General features: G+C 70.8%; 16 protein-coding genes and 1 tRNA gene. 7 read left to right on the plus strand and 10 right to left on the minus strand.

Features of this window, described 5'->3' with window-relative positions:
• Window positions 1-133: 133 nt before the first annotated feature.
• The 4 genes from tmk to topA form a co-directional block, all read right to left on the minus strand.
• Window positions 134-2,182 carry a dTMP kinase gene (gene tmk, locus CXR44_RS36255; RefSeq protein ID WP_101790648.1) on the minus strand — a complete coding sequence of 683 codons (2,049 nt, stop codon included), beginning with the start codon at window positions 2,180-2,182 and terminating at the stop codon, window positions 134-136.
• Window positions 2,183-2,321: 139 nt separating this feature from the next.
• On the minus strand, window positions 2,322-2,945 hold the full coding sequence (locus CXR44_RS36260) for a helix-turn-helix transcriptional regulator (protein ID WP_219602216.1): 624 nt from the start codon (window positions 2,943-2,945) through the stop codon (window positions 2,322-2,324).
• Between the two features lie 255 nt (window positions 2,946-3,200).
• Complete coding sequence (locus CXR44_RS36265; protein ID WP_101790649.1) at window positions 3,201-4,541, minus strand: metallophosphoesterase; 1,341 nt, start codon at window positions 4,539-4,541, stop codon at window positions 3,201-3,203.
• A gap of 55 nt (window positions 4,542-4,596) precedes the next feature.
• On the minus strand, window positions 4,597-7,281 hold the full coding sequence (gene topA, locus CXR44_RS36270) for a type I DNA topoisomerase (RefSeq protein WP_101790650.1): 2,685 nt from the start codon (window positions 7,279-7,281) through the stop codon (window positions 4,597-4,599).
• A 209-nt stretch (window positions 7,282-7,490) separates the two neighbouring features.
• Here topA and CXR44_RS36275 point away from each other — a divergent pair, with 209 nt between their 5' ends.
• Window positions 7,491-7,658, plus strand: a complete 168-nt coding sequence (locus CXR44_RS36275) for a DUF5703 family protein (protein WP_397018653.1) — start codon at window positions 7,491-7,493, stop codon at window positions 7,656-7,658.
• A gap of 223 nt (window positions 7,659-7,881) precedes the next feature.
• Here CXR44_RS36275 and CXR44_RS41450 read toward each other — a convergent pair whose 3' ends face one another.
• Complete coding sequence (locus CXR44_RS41450) at window positions 7,882-10,104, minus strand: chaplin family protein (protein ID WP_101790652.1); 2,223 nt, start codon at window positions 10,102-10,104, stop codon at window positions 7,882-7,884.
• A 197-nt stretch (window positions 10,105-10,301) separates the two neighbouring features.
• Window positions 10,302-10,934 carry a hypothetical protein gene (locus tag CXR44_RS36285; protein WP_245899864.1) on the minus strand — a complete coding sequence of 211 codons (633 nt, stop codon included), beginning with the start codon at window positions 10,932-10,934 and terminating at the stop codon, window positions 10,302-10,304.
• A gap of 329 nt (window positions 10,935-11,263) precedes the next feature.
• Between CXR44_RS36285 and CXR44_RS36290 the strand changes: the two genes are divergently transcribed.
• A tRNA-Leu gene (locus CXR44_RS36290) sits at window positions 11,264-11,352 on the plus strand.
• A gap of 299 nt (window positions 11,353-11,651) precedes the next feature.
• Here the strand turns inward: CXR44_RS36290 and CXR44_RS36300 are convergent.
• Window positions 11,652-12,620: a helix-turn-helix transcriptional regulator gene (locus CXR44_RS36300; RefSeq protein WP_101790654.1), complete on the minus strand. Its 969-nt coding sequence runs from the start codon at window positions 12,618-12,620 to the stop codon at window positions 11,652-11,654.
• A gap of 176 nt (window positions 12,621-12,796) precedes the next feature.
• Here CXR44_RS36300 and CXR44_RS36305 point away from each other — a divergent pair, with 176 nt between their 5' ends.
• The 3 genes from CXR44_RS36305 to CXR44_RS36315 all read left to right on the plus strand — a co-directional run bounded on the left by CXR44_RS36305 (window position 12,797) and on the right by CXR44_RS36315 (window position 14,292).
• On the plus strand, window positions 12,797-13,030 hold the full coding sequence (locus tag CXR44_RS36305; protein ID WP_101790655.1) for a heavy-metal-associated domain-containing protein: 234 nt from the start codon (window positions 12,797-12,799) through the stop codon (window positions 13,028-13,030).
• Between the two features lie 148 nt (window positions 13,031-13,178).
• Window positions 13,179-13,622: a hypothetical protein gene (locus CXR44_RS36310; protein ID WP_101790656.1), complete on the plus strand. Its 444-nt coding sequence runs from the start codon at window positions 13,179-13,181 to the stop codon at window positions 13,620-13,622.
• 58 nt (window positions 13,623-13,680) lie between these two features.
• A complete protein-coding gene (locus CXR44_RS36315; protein ID WP_101790657.1) occupies window positions 13,681-14,292 on the plus strand; it encodes a MarC family protein in 612 nt (203 codons plus the stop codon).
• Window positions 14,293-14,320: 28 nt separating this feature from the next.
• On the opposite strand, the gene CXR44_RS36320 is transcribed toward CXR44_RS36315, so the two are convergent.
• From CXR44_RS36320 to CXR44_RS36330, 3 genes are read right to left on the minus strand one after another with little or no spacing between them, the layout of a single operon-like run.
• Window positions 14,321-15,553 carry an MFS transporter gene (locus tag CXR44_RS36320; RefSeq protein ID WP_101790658.1) on the minus strand — a complete coding sequence of 411 codons (1,233 nt, stop codon included), beginning with the start codon at window positions 15,551-15,553 and terminating at the stop codon, window positions 14,321-14,323.
• Complete coding sequence (locus tag CXR44_RS36325) at window positions 15,553-16,587, minus strand: PLP-dependent cysteine synthase family protein (RefSeq protein ID WP_101790659.1); 1,035 nt, start codon at window positions 16,585-16,587, stop codon at window positions 15,553-15,555. The genes CXR44_RS36320 and CXR44_RS36325 overlap by 1 nt, the downstream gene beginning before the upstream one ends.
• 53 nt (window positions 16,588-16,640) lie before the next feature.
• Window positions 16,641-17,006: a hypothetical protein gene (locus CXR44_RS36330; protein WP_101790660.1), complete on the minus strand. Its 366-nt coding sequence runs from the start codon at window positions 17,004-17,006 to the stop codon at window positions 16,641-16,643.
• Window positions 17,007-17,597: 591 nt separating this feature from the next.
• Here CXR44_RS36330 and CXR44_RS36340 point away from each other — a divergent pair.
• Complete coding sequence (locus tag CXR44_RS36340; protein ID WP_101790662.1) at window positions 17,598-18,254, plus strand: DUF305 domain-containing protein; 657 nt, start codon at window positions 17,598-17,600, stop codon at window positions 18,252-18,254.
• Window positions 18,255-18,534: 280 nt separating this feature from the next.
• Window positions 18,535-18,945, plus strand: a complete 411-nt coding sequence (locus tag CXR44_RS36345; protein WP_101790663.1) for a four-helix bundle copper-binding protein — start codon at window positions 18,535-18,537, stop codon at window positions 18,943-18,945.
• The last annotated feature ends 148 nt before the right edge of the window (window positions 18,946-19,093 follow it).

Below are 19,093 nucleotides of genomic sequence, written 5' to 3' on the forward strand. Positions count from 1 at the left end.
ACGATGAGCGCCCTGCGCCAGGGTAGGCGCCTCTGCGACCCGTGCGACGATGGGCGCCTTCTGGGACGCCGTCATGATGGGCGGCCGGAGCGGGGCGAGCGCGCCGTCGGACGCTCGCGGGAGCCGAGTGCGGTCAGTCGCGGATCGCCGGCATGGTGCCCGTGGAGTCTTCGGCCTCCTGGGGCACCGGGTCGGGGAGGATGTCGCGCATCCGGTCCTGGATGGCCTGTGTGATCTTCTCCGGGGGCAGGGTGCCGTCGAGCACCAGGTAGCGGTCGGGTGCGGCGGCGGCCAGAGCGCGGAACTCCTTGCGCACCCGTTCGTGGAACTCCAGCGGCTCGGACTCGATCCGGTCGGCCGCGCCGCCGAGCCGGGTCAGCCCCACCGAGGGCGGAACGTCGATCAGCACGGTGAGGTGCGGCACCAGCCCGCCGGTCGCCCAGGCGTTGACCTTGGAGACGTCTTCGGGGTCGAGGGCCCGACCAGCCCCCTGGTAGGCCAGCGACGAGTCGACGTAGCGGTCGCAGACCACGATGGCGCCCCGGCGCAGCGCGGGGTGGATGACCTTCTCGACGTGCTCGGCCCGGTCGGCGGCGTACATGAGGGCCTCCGCCCGGGGCGACAGGCCGCGCTCGGCCGCGTCGAGGAGGATGGCGCGCAGCCGCATGCCGACCTTGGTGGAGCCCGGCTCGCGGGTCTGGACGACGTCGTAGCCCTGGTCACGCAGCCAGATCGCGATCATCCGCGACTGGGTCGTCTTGCCGGAGCCCTCGCCACCCTCGAAGGCGACGAACAGCCCGGGCAGCTCCGCGGCGACCCCGGCGCCGGGGCGCTCGCCCCGCACGGCGGCGATCAGGTCCTCGGACAGCGAGACGCCCTTGCGGTCGTCCATGTGGCGCAGCGCCAGGAGGCCGACGCCCACCGCCAGCGCGCCGCCGAGCACCAGCACCAGGTTGGAGCCGTCGAACCGGTAGGACAGGCGCCCCAGCTCGAAGGTGTGGGCGCCGAAGAGAGCGGCGAGCGGGTTGGCCACGGCGACCACGAGCAGCAGCGTCACCCGGGCGGTGGACTGCAGGAAGGAGAACGTGCGGCCCCGCATCGCGTCCTCGACCTCGAGGCCGATGAGGGTGTAGCCGATGATCCACGCGATGCCGGCGCACGCGCCCAGCACCACGGTCAGCATGACGACGATGGCGAGGTTGTGGACCAGCGCGATGGCGACCAGCACCAGCCCCGCGACGGTGATGGCCAGGCCGAACAGCCGGCGCCTCGACAGCTCGCGCAACAGCCGCAGCCCGAAGAACATGCCCAGCGCCATGCCGACGAAGACCGCGCCGAACACGACGCCGTAGGCGGCGTCGCCGCCGCCCAGGGCGGCCACGTAGATCTTCGCGACGCCCACCACTGCGCCGCCCGCCGCGAACGCCCCCAGCATGCCGATAATCAGCCCGCGCACGAGCCGGTTGCCGCCGACGTAGCGCCAGCCCTCGACGATCTGCTTGAGCACCGACGGGGCCGAGATGCCGCCGTCGCGCCGCGGGATGTCGCGCAAGGTGAAGATCAGGAACGCCGACGCCAGGTAGGCGCAGGCGTTGACCACGAGCGCCAGCGTGGTCGGGTCAGCGCCGGACAGCAACGGCACCACGTTGTTCAGCACGTCACCCGCGACCGACAGGGCCGCGAACAGCATGGCCGCGACCGGCGCGCTGCCGTAGGTGACGAGCAGGTTGAGCCGGTTGGCCGACTCCAGCTGCTCCTTGGGCACCAGGTTGGGCACCGTGGCGTCCTTGGCGGGCACCCAGAACAGGTTGACGCACTCGACCAGCAGCGTCGCGATGATGATCCACTGGTAGCTGCCGACCACCGGGATCGACAGCACGACGGCGAAGCGCGCGACGTCGGCGGCGACCATCGTGATCCGCCGGTCGAACCGGTCGGCGAAGGCCCCGGCCAGCGGGCCGAGCAGCACGGCGGGCAGCATCTTGGCGATGAACACGCCGCCGACGGCCAGCGACTGGACGCGGTAGTCGTCACCGGCGGTCAGGTTTCCGGCGAGGGCGGTCAGGGCCAGAAGGTTGAGCCAGTCGCCCAGGCTGCACACCGACATGGCCGTCCACAGCCGGCGGAACGAGGCGTTGGCCAGCACGTGGGCGGTGGGAGGGCGTCGGCCAGGGGCGGTCATGATGTCAGCGTATCCAGGTGCTCGCCGGGACTGGGAAGAGCGGGAAACCAGCCGGATTCGTCCGGCTGCTCGCCGCTGAGAGTATTACGTCCGAGGGCCGATGCACAGGTTTCACAGCGGGAATGGGCCCTCCTCGTGATCACCGGCTTTCCCCCTCGTCTCGATCGTCCGCCCGCGCGCCGACACCCGCCCGCACGCCATTGCCCGCGGTGGACCCGCGGGCCGCGGCCACCAGCGGGAGCCAGGCCGCGCGGACGGCGGCGGGCAGCTCCAGATCGGGCCAGAGCTCGGCGAGCAGCACTCCGTCGAGGTGCGCCAGCACCTCATCGGGACTGCCTGCCCCGAGCAGCACCGCATAGGCCTCACCCCGCTCGGCGCGCTCGGCCAGGTCATAGGTCCGGCCGCGCAGCGTCACGGTGGCGAGCGCACGGGCCGGCGCCAGGCGGGGCAGCCGGGTGGGCACGTGGAAGCGGCGGCCGTCGTCGGCGACGCGCTCGGTGAACTCGATCTTGGGCTCCAGCGTCAGCCGGAACCCGGCGGCGTCGAGAATCCGCCCGGCGGTCTCCAGCGTGGGCGACTTGCGGCCGTGCTCGTAGGCGGAGAGCGTCGTCCTGGACGTGCCGCTGAGGCCGGCCAGCACCGACTGCTTCATGCTCGCGGCGTGCCGCGCCTGCTGGAACAGCAGGCCGCCCCGCTCCGCCCAGAACGTGACATCGGGCACGTCGGGCCCAGCCGCCGCGCGCTCGGCCGACGAAGACATCATGCCACCTCCGGTGTATCCCCTTGGATACTACTACGCCCGAGCGGCCCGCGTGACCGAGGCATCGCGCAACGTCACGGCGCTACGCGCAGTTGGACGCGAAGCGCGAAGCACCCGCTCAACGCGGAACGCCCCGCCTCGACGCGCAGGGCGCCGCTCGGCCTCGACGCTACGCGCGGAGCGCACGTCTCCACGCACAGCGCACCGCTCGACGCACAGCGCACCGCTCGACGCACAGCGCGCCGCTCGGCCTGGGCGCTACGCGTGCAGCTCGACCATCGTGATCTCCGGAGGCGCGCCCACGCGGACCGGCGGCCCCCAGAACCCCGCCCCCCGCGTCACGTACACCTGCATGCCGTCCACCGTGCCCAGCCCCGCCACGACCGGCTGCTGGATCGGCACCACCAGGTTGAACGGCACCATCTGCCCGCCGTGCGTGTGCCCCGACAGCTGCAGGTCCACCCCGTGCCGCGCCGCCTCCGCCGCCAGGACGGGCTGGTGGGCCAGCAGCACAGTGGCCCGGCCGGCGTCGCGGCCGGCGAGCGCCCTGCCAAGATCGGGGCCGTCGTCCAGGGTGGCTCCGCTGACGTCGTCGACCCCGGCGAGGTCCAGCACGCCACCCTGGTGCCGGATCTCCACGCGTTCGTTGCGCAGCGACCGGATGCCCAGCTCCCGCAGCTCCTCGATCCACTCCTGCGGCCCGTTGGCCGTGTAGTACTCGTGGTTGCCGGTGACGAAGTAGGAGCCGTACCTGGCCTCCAGCTCGCCCAGCGGTCTGGCCTGCCGCCCCAGCTCGGCGACGGTCCCGTCGACGAGGTCGCCGACGATCGTGACCACGTCGGGCCGCTGGGCGTTGATCATCCGGACGATGCGCTCGGCGTGGGCCGTACCGGTGAGCGGGCCGAGGTGGATGTCGCTGACCACGGCCACCCGCAGGCCGTTCATGCGCGGGTCCAGCTTCGGCAGGGTGATCCTGACGGGTTCGACGACGGGGTCGCCGAGGGCCGTGCGGACGCCGTAGCCGACGGTGCCGAGCGCGCTGACGCCCGCGACGGCGGCGGTGGCCCGCCCGAGGAAGAGCCGCCTGCTCATGACGTCGCCGCCCACCCCGGGACTCCCCGCACCCGCGGCCGGGTCGCCCACGAGCCCGCCCGCAGCGCCGGCCCCGCCGCCACCCGCCACGGAGCCCCCCACGGCGGAGTCCCCCACCGCGGAGTCCCCCACCGCGAGGTCCCCGGCGTCGCCGCCGGTGGCCGAGCCGACCGGCACGGCGGCCGGGACGGCCTCGGGCGCGGGCGCCGAGCGCCGCAGCAGCCGCCACGCGACCGCCCGCGGCACCTCCAGCAGCACGAGGAAGACCAGCAGGTAGAACATGACCGCCAGCCACATGTAGCCCGGCCAGGCCAGCCAGAACCCGGCCTCCACCCGCGAGCCCGCGAACGTCACCACCACCAGCACGCCCAGCACCGCCAGGACGGCCGTCAGCACCCGGCGCGGCCTGCCGCCCGGCCGGGTGGTGGACCGCACGAGCCGGTGCCACAGGTACACGTGCACGGCAACGGTCACCGAGAGCACCGTCGCGAGGAAACCTATGACCACGCCGTCATGCTACGAGCAGTCCCGTCGCGCGACGCCCGCCCCCCTGAGAGGTCTCTCAGGACTTGGCGGCCGGCTTGCGCGCCGGAGCCTTCTTGGCGGCGGGCTTGCGCGTCGTCTTCTTCGGCGCGGGCGCCCGCTCGCGCCGCTCGGCCAGCAGCTCGGCGGCGCGCTCGATGGTGATGTCCTCGACCGTGTCGCCCTTGCGCAGCGAGGCGTTGGTCTCGCCGTCGGTGACGTACGGGCCGAACCGCCCCTCCTTCACCACCACGGGCTTCTTGGAGTTGGGGTCCTCGCCCAGCTCGCGCAGCGGCGCCGCGGCGGCCGCCCGGCCCCTGCCCCGCTGCTTGGGCTGCGCGAACAGCTCCTTGGCCTGCTCGATCGTGACCGTCAGCAGGTCCTCCTCGGTGGTCAGCGACCGCGAGTCGGTGCCCTTCTTCAGGTACGGGCCGAACTTGCCGTTGTGCGCCACGACCTGCTCACCCTCCAGCTCGCCCACCACCCGGGGGATGGACAGCAACCGGAGCGCGTCCTCCAGCGTCACCGTGTCGAGCGACATGCTCTTGAACAGCGAGCTGGTGCGCGGCTTGGGCGCGTCGGCCTTCTTGACGCGCTTCTTCGGCGCCCCTTCGTCCTCCGGTGCGGGCAGGACCTCGGTCACGTACGGCCCGAACCGCCCGTCCTTGGCGACGATCAGGTGGCCGGTCACCGGGTCGTGGCCCAACTCCCGGTCGCCGGTCGGCCGCGAGAACAGCTCCTCGGCCTTCTCGGCGGTCAGCTCGTCAGGCGTCATGTCCTCGGGCACGTTGACCCGGGCGCCGTCACGGTCGAGGTAGGGCCCGTAGCGGCCGACCCGGATGACGATGTCGGTGCCGCGGATCGGGAAGGAGCTGATCTCCTTGGCGTCGATGTCGCCGAGGTCGGTGACCATCTCCTTCAGGCCCTCGTCGCCGTCGTGACCGTAGTAGAAGCGGCGCAGCTCCGGCACCCGCTCCGCCCGGTCGTTGGCGATGTCGTCGAGCACCTTCTCCATCTCGGCGGTGAAGTCGTAGTCGACGAGGTTGCCGAAGTGCTGCTCCAGCAGGTTGACCACGGCGAACGCCAGGAACGACGGCACCAGCGCCGTCCCCTTCTTGAACACGTAGCCCCGGTCGAGGATCGTGCCGATGATCGAGGCGTACGTGGACGGACGCCCGATCTCGCGGTCCTCCAGCTCCTTGACCAGCGACGCCTCGGTGTAGCGGGCGGGCGGCTTGGTGGAGTGGCCGGCCACGTCGAGCCGGGTGACGCTCAGCGTGTCGCCCTCGGCCAGGTTGGGCAGCCGCTTCTCGGAGTCATCGCGGTCGGTGGCCGGGTCGTCGGCCCCTTCCACGTACGCCTTGAGGAAGCCGTAGAACGTGATCGTCCGCCCGGACGCGCTGAACTCGACGTCCTCGCCCGAGGATGACCGGCCGGCCACCTTCACCGAGACCGACTCGCCGACGGCGTCCTTCATCTGGGACGACACGGTGCGCTGCCAGATCAGCTCGTACAGCCGGAACATGTCACCGGACAGGCCGGTCTCGCCCGGCGTGCGGAACTCCTCGCCGGACGGGCGGATCGCCTCGTGCGCCTCCTGGGCGCTCTTGACCTTGCTGCTGTAGACGCGCGGCTTGTCGGGGACGTACGCCGAGCCGTACAGCTTGATCGCCTGGGAACGCGCCGCCGCGATGGCGGTCTCCGACAGCGTGATGCTGTCGGTCCGCATGTAGGTGATGAAGCCCTGCTCGTAGAGGCGCTGAGCCACCTGCATCGTGTACTTGGCGGAGAAGCCCAGCTTGCGGCTCGCCTCCTGCTGCAGCGTGGTGGTCCGGAACGGCGCGTACGGCTTGCGGGTGTACGGCTTGCGCTCGACGGACCGCACGGCGAACGAGGCGCCCGCGAGCCGGCCGGCCAGCTCGCCGGCGGCGGCCTCCGACAGGTGCAGCACGTCGTTGGACTTGAGCGTGCCGGTGCTGGCGAAGTCGCGGCCCTGCGCGACCCGCTTGCCGTCGACCCCGGTCAGCGTGGCGGTGAAGTCGCGCGGCCGCTCCTCGGCCCGGCCGGTGTCGAACATCGCCTGCAGGTCCCAGTAGTGGGCGGGCGTGAACGCCAGCCGCTCGCGCTCCCGCTCGACCACGAGGCGGGTCGCCACCGACTGGACGCGCCCGGCCGACAGGCGGGGCTTGACCTTCTTCCACAGCACGGGGCTGACCTCGTAGCCGTAGAGACGGTCGAGGATGCGCCGGGTCTCCTGCGCGTCGACCAGACGGAGGTTGAGGTCGCGCGGGTTGGCCACGGCGTCGCGGATGGCCTGCGGGGTGATCTCGTGGAACACCATGCGCCGCACCGGCACCTTGGGACGCAGCACCTCGCGCAGGTGCCAGGCGATGGCCTCGCCCTCGCGGTCCTCGTCAGTGGCGAGATAGAGCTCGTCGGCGTCCTTCAGCAGCTGCTTGAGCTTGTTGACCTGCGCCTTCTTGTCGGCGTTGACGACGTACAGCGGCTCGAACCCGTGGTCGACGTTCACGCCCAGCCGGGCCCACGGCTGCCCCTTGTACTTCTCGGGGATGTCGTCGGCCTTCTCCGGCAGGTCACGGATGTGACCGATGCTGGACTCCACGATGTAGCCCGCACCGAGGTACCCGGCGATCGTCTTCGCCTTGGCCGGCGACTCCACGATCACCAGGCGTGTTCCGCCGGCGCTGCCGTTGTTGGCTGGCACGCTGCTTCCTACCTCGCTGTTCGCTCGAAAATCCCCCTACCGGGAGCCGGCACAGATCTCAAAAGGTAACCCGACTCGCCGAATTTTCCTTCCCCCGGGCTACCCACTGGCTTTCGGGTCCACCCACAAGGACGCAGAATAAAGCCAGACGAGCAGCACCGCGCCCTGACTCACCCTGGAGACTAATCGTTGTGCTCGACTACTCCTACATGGATATCTTCATCCCACGCGACCTGTCCCGCGAAGCCGCACGTCAGCTGCTGACCGAGCACGCGGAGTACGGCCAGTGGGAGCTGTCGCGGGTCCGGCTCCATCCGGACGGGAGCCGTCAGGTGCGGCTGCGCCGCAAGATCATCCGTGTCCGCAGCACCCTCTGAAAGCGTTCGCGGCACCCTCCGACAGCGTCCGCGGCACCCCCTGAGCGTGCGGAGCACTCTGTCGAGAGTACGTGCTCCGGGAGGTGGGCATGGCTTTGCCCGCCTCGGGCCGCGCCCCCGAGACGGGCAAAGCGTCAGGCTCACCCGCCGCTCGCCGACCAGGAGGGGCGGCGAACGGGGGTGAGATGTGCGCGGGCGGTCCGGCGGACCGCCCGGCCGCGGCCTACCTGCGGCCGAGGCGGAACCTGCGGGTCGCCGCGAACAGCACCGCCGACCCGGCGGACATCGCGCCGAGGACGAGGGCGAACAGCGCGCCGGTGTTCATCCCGGTGACCCCGGCGGGCCGGGCGGCGCTCATCAGGCCGACGTCGCCGACCGGCAGGCTCCGCGTGGCCGACGTCACGGCGCCGCCCACCGGGGTCTGGGCGACCAGCGCGGTCGCCGGCTCGGCCGCGGCCAGCGGGCTGCCGCTGGTCGTGCCGGCCGTACGGGCCTTCTTGCCGGGCTTGACCGGCTTCACCGGTGTGGCGGGCTGTCCGGGCAGGCCGGGCAGACCCGGCAGGACGGGCAGCCCGAGCGTGTCGGAGACCCCGCCGACGACCGGCAGTCCGGCGCCGGCCACGGAGGGCGCCGCGGCGGCGTTCTGGTGCCTGGCGACCTTGCCGCCCGGGTGCGCGTAGCCGGGGTGCCCGCCGCCCGGCTTGCCGACGCGGGCCCCGCCGAGGCATCCGGCGGCCGCGTCGCCGAGGACGGCGACCGCGTTGCCGCACACGTTGATCGGCGCGGTGATCGGCGCCACGACCTGGTTGCCGCCCAGGATCGAGCCGCGGCCCGAGGTGGTGTTGCCACCGGCCCCGCGACGGCCGTTGTCGGCGCTCGCGCCGCCCTCGCAGCGGGCCTTGGCCAGCCCGAGCGCGGCCACGGCGTTGCCGCAGGCGTTGATCGGCGCGGTGATCGGCGCGACGACCTGGTTGCCGCCCAGGATCGAGTGGCGGCCCGAGGTGGTGTTGCCACCGGCCCCGCGCCCCGAGTTGTGCACCGACGCCCCGCCCTTGCACCCGGCGAACGCCCTGCCGAGGACGGCGACCGCGTTGCCACACACGTTGATCGGCGCGGTGATCGGCGCGACGACCTGGTTGCCGCCCAGGATCGAGTGGCGGCCCGAGGTGGTGTTGCCACCGGCCCCGCGCCCCGAGTTGTGCACCGACGCCCCGCCCTTGCACCCGGCGAACGCCCTGCCGAGGACGGCGACCGCGTTGCCACACACGTTGATCGGCGCGGTGATCGGCGCGACGACCTGGTTGCCGCCCAGGATCGAGTGGCGGCCCGAGGTGGTGTTGCCACCGGCCCCGCGCCCCGAGTTGTGCACCGACGCCCCGCCCTTGCACCCGGCGAACGCCCTGCCGAGGACGGCGACCGCGTTGCCACACACGTTGATCGGCGCGGTGATCGGCGCGACGACCTGGTTGCCGCCCAGGATCGAGTGGCGGCCCGAGGTGGTGTTGCCACCGGCCCCGCGCCCCGAGTTGTGCACCGACGCCCCGCCCTTGCACCCGGCGACCGCGTTGCCGACGGCGTTGCCGCAGGCGGTGATGGGCAGGCTGATCGGGGCGACCACCTGGTTGCCGCTGCCGGCGCCGAAGCGGCCGTCGGTGTCGTTGCCCTGGGAACCGTGGCCGGGCCGGCCGGGGTGGTAGCCGTGGCCCCCCTTGCCCTTGCCGGAGTTGTGGACCGTGGCGCCGCCCTTGCAGCCCGAGAAGGCCCGGCCGAGGACCGCGACGGAGTTGCCGCACACGTTGATCGGCGCGCTGATGGGGGCGACGACCTGGTTGCCACCCAGGATCGAGCCGCGGCCCGAGGTGGTGTTGCCACCGGCCCCGCGGCCGGAGTTCTTCACCGACGCCCCGCCCTTGCACCCGGCGGCGGAGCGGCCGAGGACCGCGACCGCGTTGCCGCAGGCGTTGACCGGGGCGGTGATCGGCGCGACCACCTGGTTGCCGCCGAGGATGCTGTGGTCGCCGGAGGTCTGGTTGCCTCCCGCGCCGCCCTTGCCGGTGTTCTTGACGGTGGCGCCGCCCTTGCATCCGGCGGTGGCGCCGCCGAACACCGACACCGCGTTGCCGCAGGCGTTGACCGGGGCGCTGATCGGCGCGTTGACCTGGTTGCCGCCGAGGATGCTGGAGTCGCCGGACGTCCGGCCGGGGATGCCGCCCCCGCGCTGGTTGTCGACCGACGCGCCGCCGTGCGAGGAGGCGCGGGACCCGCCGGCCACGGCGACGGAGTTGCCGCTGATGTCGATCGGCAGCGAGATCGGCGCGTCGACCTGGTTGCCGCCGCCGATGGAGTGGTCGCCGGAGGTGTCGGCCAGGGCGGTGCCGCCGCCGAACGACATGACGGCAACGGCGAGCAGGGCCGCGGGAGTGGAAGCCTTCGCCCACGTACGCATGATGAATGCTCCTATGAGGGTCTTGGGGGGATTACCTGACAGTTCGCGGGCAGCCGAGACCGTACGAGGTCGAACGGCGCCACGTACAGCGCGACCTCGGGTTCGCGAACCAGTGATGACTGACGTGTCACCCGCGGGCGGAGGGGATGATGACCACGCTCCGCCGCCGGCGCGTGAAGGCCGGAATGAGTCGGGGATCAGTCAGGTGAGAACGAAGGGTCGTCCGCCGCCGTGCGGACGACGGGGGGAAGCACGCACGCCAGGTGGGCGCGCCGGGCTTCGATCCGCGGGTCGTAGACGGACCTCGCGATGTCCCCCATGCACGGCCCGAAGGGGCCGCTGCCACCGCCGTTGGGCACCAGACCATCGGTGTCCAGCATCGAGCTCGCGGTGGATGGTGCGGGCAGGCCGGGGTCGGACTGGCTGGTGAGCCCGTCAACTGTCAGCCCTGCCATCGCCTCGGCGTCGTCCGGCGCCGAGACCGTGCCGTCAGCCGTGGGGAAACCGCCCTCGAAGGGCCCGGTGACGGTCTGGGGTGCGCCTGCTCCGGTCGCCGCGGTGGAGTCCGCGGCAGAGGGAGTGGCGGGAGCGGGGCCGGTCACGGCGGCCGCAGAGGCCGGAGCCGCGAAGGACGCCCCGAACAGGACGGCGAGCAGCCAGCCCGCGGCCACCAGGCCGCCGACCAACGACGCTCGTACGACGACCCGACGGGCACCGGCCGCGAACCGCGCCATCCGGCTGGCCCGCCCGGTGATCGTGTCCGTCGTCGGGACGGTCGCGGGCACACGGCGCGCGACCAGGGCGATCGCCCTCGGCCTCCGCACCGGCATGCGTGCCACGTGACCCTCCCTGCTCCAGAACCGACCTCACGATGTGAGGCCGGTCCATGGACTCACCCCTCAACGGTCCGTAACCGTAGCAGCACCCAAGGTGTTCGCAACGGCTTTTCAGCCGAGAGCCAGGAAATGGTCAAGCACCCGCCGCCCCAACCACCACGAACCGCCCATCCACCCCCGGTCAAGGCCCGCGACACCCCATGGAACCCTCCCGGACGGACCTTCCCCGGCCGGCCGCCGGATACTTGGTATGACGCACCCCCCAGAGTTTGCTAACCTAACTGAGCCGACGCGGGATGACGGTCCCACGTGCAGGCACCAACGTCCGGGTGGCGGAATAGGCAGACGCGCTAGCTTGAGGTGCTAGTGCCCTTTGCGGGGCATGGGGGTTCAAGTCCCCCCTCGGACACCAGCCAATCGCACATGTGGAGGCCAGGTTGCACCTGAGCCTCCACTAGGTGTTTCTGGGGGAAGTAGGTCAGACGCAGGCCGATCCGCGCGTACACCTCCGCCTTGTCGTTTCGGGGGTCTGCGTCGTGCAGCATCACCACCAGGTCCCCGAGTGCGGTCACCATCGCGTCGATCTCCTCTCGTGTCATGCGCCGTCGTCCCTCGGTCTGCCGAAGTCGCGCCTGGGCGGCCACCCGCTGCACCTCTGTCTCGGCCACCCACTGGGCCCGCAGCGTGTCCGGGGCGGGTTCCGCGATGGGTCTAGTCGAGCCAGCCCAGCCGGGCCGCGCGAACTCCGGCTTGGAAGCGGCTGGTCGCTCCCAACATCGTGGTCAGTTCCCCCACCACCCGGGTCACCGTACGGGTGGAGACGCCCAACCCGCGGGCAATGGCGGAATCCTTGGCGCCGGTGGCGAGCAGGCGGAGCACGGCGCGTTGCTGGTCGGTGAGCGCCCCGACGTCGGCTGAGCGTGGCACGTCCTTGGGCTCCGAAGCGGTCATCCAGCAGTAATCGAAGAGCGCCGCCAGGGACTTCACCACGGCACCGCCGCGCAGGAGCACCGCTCCCGCTTCCAGGTCTCCGGGGTCGGCTTGGATGATCGCGCTGTGCCTGTCGTAGATGACCATCCGCGTCGCAATCACCGGAGCGCCCCGCACTTCCATGCCCAGGCGGACCCACTTGCCTACGTATTCGCGCAGCAGCGGATCGGCGAAGGCGATCTGGGCATGGATGCCGCGGACTCTGACGCCCCTGGCGATCGTGAGCTCGTTGCGGGCCAAGCCTTCGTCCAGGGACTCACGCGTCCAGGTCGCGACCGGATGCATGCCCACGATCTCGTCACCGGCCAGTTCGCTCAACTCGCCCATCCGCTGATAGAGCCTCTTGCGGGGATCGTCGCGAGGGAAGAACTCGACGTGCACGTGCCCGTCGGCGCCGCCAGGCAGAGTGAGGTATCCCTGCGCCAGTGCGGCGGTCTTGACATGCTGCTCCACCAGCTGGTCCAGCAGACGATGGCCTTCCTGAAGGCTGCGCGCAAGGGCGACGGCCGGCTCGACCGAGGTCTCGGTCTGCGCGCGTAGGAGGTGGAGCCGAGCGAGCACCGCTCTTGCTCGGGTGAGCTCCGCCGCTGCCAGGTCCATGCGCGCAGCCGCCTCGGACAGCGACTCACCGCGCTCACGCATACGGACGAAAAGCACTCTGGCGACTTCGTCGTCTTCTTCGTACGTCACGCTTCCACCACCTCCACAAGCCTCGCCGCACGATGCCACATGCTTGCGGCCCCTGTGGAATGGGCTTCTGCTTTACGCCATGGCGCGCCTTGGAACCCGGTCGAACCTCCCCTTTCGCCTCACGGTCCACGACGATCGAGAGCGAGTGGTCCCATGCCGCTGAAGGGAGACATCTTGTGATCACCGTTGCCTACAGTTTTGTCGCCTACCAGGTCACCGGGCTCACCCCCGACGCCTGCGACCACTGCGTGGCCGCCATCAAGACCGAGCTCATCAGCGTGCCCGGGGTCGTCGGAGTGGATGTGACGCCCGCCGCGTCCAAGATCAGCATCCTCACCGACGGCCCGGTCAGCGAAGAGGCGATCCGGTCGGCCATGGATGCGGCGGGCTGCGGCCTCGTCGGGGAGTGAGCGAGCCGCACGGGAGACCGCGGGGCCGCAGCCGAGATGGGCTGCGGCCCCGCGGTCTTGGAGTTCTGGCTGGTGTTCGTGGCGCTGATCGGCGGCGCGCTCACCTTCACGGTCTGGCCGGCCTCCGGCGCGCCGGCCCCCCACCGCCATGCTGTTCGCCATCGCCGTCGTGGTGATCACCTGCCCCGACGTGCTCGGCCTTGGACGGGCGATCCTCGTCCATCCGTGCCTCCGGCTCGACGGATCACAACCTGCTGCCGGCACCGGGTACGAGGACGTCGAAGTCGAGGGGTACACCGGAGTCTTCACCGACGGCTTGACGCTTCCCATGCTCGCGGCTATCGCCCAGGCAGCTCTGGCTGCCGGAGCCATCACCCAGCAACAGCACGACGCCTGGGTGGCCGAGCAATCGGAACGAGCCCGGCACGGGCGGTCTTCCTGGCTCTCCCGCTTTCATCGCATCCCCCCACATGGACCGGGAATAGCCCAAGCCGCTCAGCGGTTTCGGGCCGGCATGAACGTCCGGCTGCGTGACTCCAGCCTCACGGTGTGGCTGCGCTGGACCGTGCCCTGCGGTGGACCGGTGACCTGATTCAGCTCGCTCGCGCGTCAACCGGGGGCGAGATCCTCCGTCCCTCCGTGGAGTCGTCATGTCCACCGCACTGTTCGTGCAGACCCTCGTCACACTGCTGGTCATCTTCGATCCACTGGCTGCGATCCCTGTGTTCCTCACGCTCACCAGGCACGAGGACGCGGCGGGGCGCCGCCGTATCGCCAGGGTGTCGGTCCTGGTGGCCGCCGGGATCGTGACCGTGTTCGCCCTGCTCGGCAACCGGCTGCTCGACGCGCTCGGCATCTCCCTGCAGGCGCTCCAGGTGGCCGGCGGCGCGCTGCTCGCCCTCATCGCGCTGGACCTGTTGAAGGCCGACTGCGCCCGGGACCGTGCGAAGGCCGAGAGCGGGGCGGTCGCCTACGTGCCGTTGGGTACGCCGCTACTGGCGGGGCCGGGCGCCATCGCCGCGACCATGCTCTACATGGAGAAGGCCGATGGCGTACCAGCCCTCCTGGCCGTGGGGCTCGCCATGGTGGCGGCGCTCCTCCTGACCTGGTTGACGCTGCGCTTCTCCTCGTTGATCGGACGCGTGCTGAAGGACAACGGGCTGAACCTGGTCACCCGCGTCATGGGGCTGCTCGCCGCCGCAATGGCTGTGCAGCTCGTCGCCGGCGCGCTCCAGCACTGGGTGCTCTGGGGCGTCGCCTGATCCCCATTGTCGCCGTGAGCTTAGTCGCTCAGGACCGTGTGCTCGCTGGCGGGGTACGGCGCCGGCGGGCCCAGGGCGGATGCCTGCTGAGGGGCCCTTCAGCGTGGCGCAGGAGCCACACGGCCACCCCACTGGCCGCGCCGACCCCGGCCAGTACCAGCCAGGCCAGCGGCGCGGCGCTGTCGAGCACCCGTCCGACCAGCAGGTTGCCCAGGGCGATGCCCACGCCGGCGACCGTGTTGTAGAACCCGTAGTGCGTAGCCACCCGGCGGCCACCGGACAGCGCGACGACGGTGTCCATCTCGAACGGATAGGTCAGCACCGTACCCAAGGTGAGCAGTACGGTGCAGGCCAGCACGGCGGGCACGCGCAGGCCGGGGCCGGCGAAGCCGTACAGGATGAGCGGCACGAAGGCGACAGCCATGAGCGCCAGGCCGCGCACGATCGCCTGCTCGGCGCTCCAGCGGCGGCGAGCCCAGTCGGTGATGCGCAGCTGGCCGGCGATGGCCACGACGGCCGATACCGCGAACAGCAGGCCGACCGCTCCCGCGTCGCCCAGTTCAAGTGGCAGCGCCAGGTAGACCTGGAACGACAGCACGTAGGCCCCGGCCATGGCCACCGCGAACAGGACGAACGCCCGGTTGGTCACGACGGCCCGCCAGCCGCACAGCACGCCGCCCTGCTCCGCCGCAGCCCTCCGGCAGGGCGGCAGCGTCAGCACCTGCATGACGGTCAGCACGGCGAAGACCGCCGCCGCGACCACGCACACCAGCCGGAAGTCGACCGCCATCAGCCCGAGACCGATGAGTGGCCCGAGCAGGATGCCTGCCTGACCGAAGACGTTGAACAGGGCGAACGCTTCCACCCTTCGCTCCCCCGCCTCATGGGCGATGTAGGCGCGGACCGCCGGGTTGAACAGCGCCCCGGCCGATCCCGTCATTGCCGAGGCGACGAGCAGGGCCGGCAACGCGTCCACGAATCCCAGCAGGCCGAAGCCCGCCGTGCGCAGCAGGCAGCCGGCGATGATGGCGGGCCGGTAGCCGAACCGGTCGGCGATCGTCCCGCCGAACAGGAACAAGCCCTGCTGGCTGAGGTTGCGCGTTCCCAGCACCAGGCCAACGGCCCATGCCGCCATGCCCAGCCCTTGAGACAGGTGACCTGCCAGGTAGGGCATGAGCATGTAGAAGCCGACGTTGATGGCCAGCTGGTTCAGCATCAGCAACTGGACAGCGCGGTCGAAGGAGCGAAAGCGTCGCCACATCAACGCATCACCATGCGGGTCCAGCGGGTGGCTTCGGCCTCGTCGGGATGCTTGATCTCCTCTGGTTCCGCAGCCGGCGGGCGATCGAGGAGGCGGTGCTCCGTGCAGTAGGCGTCGTCGAAGACGGTCGTGTAGTAACGGGCAGGCCCGTCTGGAAAGATGGCCGCGATCTTGGTGCCGGAGGGAAGGGTTCTGGCGCACCAGGCGGCCGCCACGGCGACCGCGCCCACGCTCCAGCCGCCGGTGGCGTAATGGGTCCGGGCGAGCGTACGACATGCCCACACCGCCTCGTGCGGCGCCACCCAGTGCACTTCGTCGAACTCCTCGTGTGCGACGTTGCGCGGGTGGATGCTGCTGCCCAGCCCGCGCATCAGGCGGGGCCGTGCGGGCTGGCCGAAGATCGTGGACCCGACGGCGTCCACGCCGATCAGGCGCAGCCGCGGGTGCTGCCCTCGAAGGCACCTGGCGACCCCTGCCGAGTGCCCGCCGGTGCCCACGCTGCACACGAGCACGTCGACGCGGCCGATCTGACGGCGAAGCTCCCTGGCCAGCCCCGCGTACGCCGCGACGTTGTCCGGGTTGTCGTACTGGTGGGGACAGTAGGCGCCGGGATGGTCGGCCAGCAGCTCGGCCACCCGGTCCAGCCGGGCCTGCTGCCAGCCACCGGACGGATGGGGGCGGGTCACCGCCTCCACCCTGACCCCGTACGCCTGGAGCAGACGTTGCACGATCTCCTCCATCCCCGGGTCGGTGACGACCGTGACCGGATGGCCGTAGACGATCCCCGCCAGGGCGAGGCCGAGGCCGAAGGTGCCCGAGGTGGACTCGACGATCAGCGCTCCGGGTTTCAGCTCGCCCCGGGCGCGTGCCCGTTTCACGATATGGAGTGCGGCCCGGTCCTTGAGGCCGCCGGGGTTGGCGCCTTCCAGCTTGGCCCAGAAGCCGCGACCCGCGGGCGCGAAGGGTTCGCCGATCCAGCAGACAGGAGTGTGGCCCACCAGGTAGGCCAGGGGGGACTCGATGAGAGATGACATGGTGAACGCTCATTTCGACGCGTGCTTGACGGGACACGAAGGATCGCGTCCCGTCAGCAGCGGCAGACTTCGAGCGTGCGCAGCTCCGCGGCCCGCCCACGGTACGCCGTCGGCGGCGCCCTGGCGGAGAGTCTTGCGCTCGCCCCTTGAGCGGCCCCCGCGGACTCGAACACCTGCATGACCACACCGGTGTTGCGGCTCGTGGGCGCGTACGCGGGAGACGGAATCAGCAGCGCGTGCGAGTGCGCGTGTTCGTCATCGTGTCCGTTGAGTGGCTTGCCCGGACAGGACACCGCCTGAGCCGCCACGACGTCGTGGTGAGGGGTGTGCGCGTACAGGTGGGCGACCGTGAGGAGTCCGAGCAGCACGACGAGGCCCCTGCACTGGCGCGGCCCGCACAGCCTCCACATGATGCACATGATTGCTTACGTAACGTAACAACAGCTGTTGCGACGCGCCTTCGATCGGGCGACGGGCCGGGGAGCGCACCGGAGTCTCGGTGAGTCCTACTATCGTGAGTAGGGTAGGAGTGAGTCGCGGCGCGGGGGATGGATGGGGGAACGAGCTCTCGGCCGATGTCGCCGCGTCTCGCGGTGGGTTCTTCCGGTGCTGCTTGTCGTCGGCGTCTGCGGTATGCACACTCTCGGGCATCCTGCCTCTCATCGGGGGCATGGCGGGGCCGTGCTGGCCTCGCCCCACGAAATTGAAGTCCCGCAGCAACTCGCGAGCATCACGTTCTTCCCGATGAAGGACTTCCCCGATCTCGACCCCGGTGCCGTGTGTTTGGCCGTGCTCACCTCCCTTCTCCAGCTACTGCTGGGGGTGCTGCGGTTCCAGGCCAAGCGCCGCGGGTACGCCTTCGCCAGAGCGGGATGGGCGGGTCCAGGTGTGGCCCGGCCACCGCCGCGAAGCGTGGCGCTACGGCTCACTCGCGTGTCGGTGCTGCGCATATAGGCCGATCGGTTATCCGACGGTCTTCGCACACATCCGATAACAGGAGTCGTTCAGTCATGTTCACCAACCGATCGATCATCAAGCGTGCGTCGTCGGCGCTCGTGGCAGGGGCCGGTGCGCTTGTTGTGCTCACCGCCTGCGGCGGCGGCACCGAAACAGCGATGTCCGGCCACAGCATGCCGACGGCCCACGGTGCCGCGTCGACGCCGACCACCGCCACCACCCAGCCGGACGCATCGTTCAACGACGCGGACGTGATGTTCGCGCAGATGATGATCCCGCACCACCAGCAGGCCGTCGAGATGGCCGAGCTGGCGGAGACGCGCGCCAAGGACCCCGAGGTCAAGGAGCTGGCCGCGAAGATCAAGGCAGCGCAGGACCCCGAGATCAAGACCATGCGGGGCTGGCTCAAGGAGTGGGGCAAGCCCGTGCCCACCGGAATGGACGGCATGGAGGGCATGGAGGGCATGGACCACGGCATGCCCGGCATGATGTCCTCCGAGGACATGAAGATGCTGGAGGAGGCCAACGGCGCAACGTTCGACAAGCGGTTCGTCCAAATGATGATCGCCCACCACAACGGTGCCATCGAGATGGCCAAGACCGAGCAGTCCAACGGTGTCAACCCTGAGGCCACGGAACTCGCCAAGACCATCGAGACCACCCAGCAGGCCGAGATCGAGCAGATGCAGAAGGTCCTCGACCGACTCTGATGGATCATGCCGGGCGCCCGGCACGGGCGCCCGGCCTCTCCTCGTCTGGAGGCCCGTCCCTGTACGGACGTGGTGGTTGTAGCCGACCAGGCGGCCGGCACCTGCTACGGTTCGCCGCCACGGGGCACGGCAGTTGCTGAGCCTTGTGCCGAAGGCGTCGCCGAGGCCAATTCGCGCGACGGCCCTACAGGCGCCTCAAGTGCTTCTTACTTGGAGTAGCCCCTCGGGGGCTGGGCAGGGTGAGCCAGGTCAGTGTCAACGGAGGAAGCGAGGAAGCGACATGGCCCTACAGGTCGCGGAGATGCTGTCCACCTACCCCAAAGACCTGGGCGACATCGACCAATCTCGGCTTGCCACGTGCATCGAGGAGTGCCTGCGGTGCGCCCAGGCATGCACGGCCTGCGCTGATGCCTGCCTGAGCGAGGACATGGTGGCGGAGCTGACCAAGTGCATCCGTACCGACCTCGACTGCGCGGACATCTGCGGGACCACCGCCAGGGTGCTCTCGCGGCACACCGGCTACGACGCCAATCTCACCAGAGCGGTGCTGGAGGCGTGCGCGCAGGCATGCAAGGCATGCGGCGACGAGTGCGAGCGGCACAGCAAGCAGCATGAGCATTGCGCCGTCTGCGCCCAGGCGTGCCGAGACTGTGAGCGCGCCTGCAGGGAGCTCATCAGCACGCTCGGCTGAACCGGCCGGATGAACCGGGCCGCGGTCCCGGCGTCCCGTGGACGCGCGATGCCCCGGGAGTGGGACTCCCGGGGCATCGGTAGATCAGTGGATCACTTGAAGGTGCGTAGCCGGAGGCTGTTGGTGACGACGAAGACGCTGGAGAACG

The organism is Nonomuraea indica, from assembly GCF_002850745.1.
Lineage (GTDB): Bacteria > Actinomycetota > Actinomycetes > Streptosporangiales > Streptosporangiaceae > Nonomuraea > Nonomuraea indica.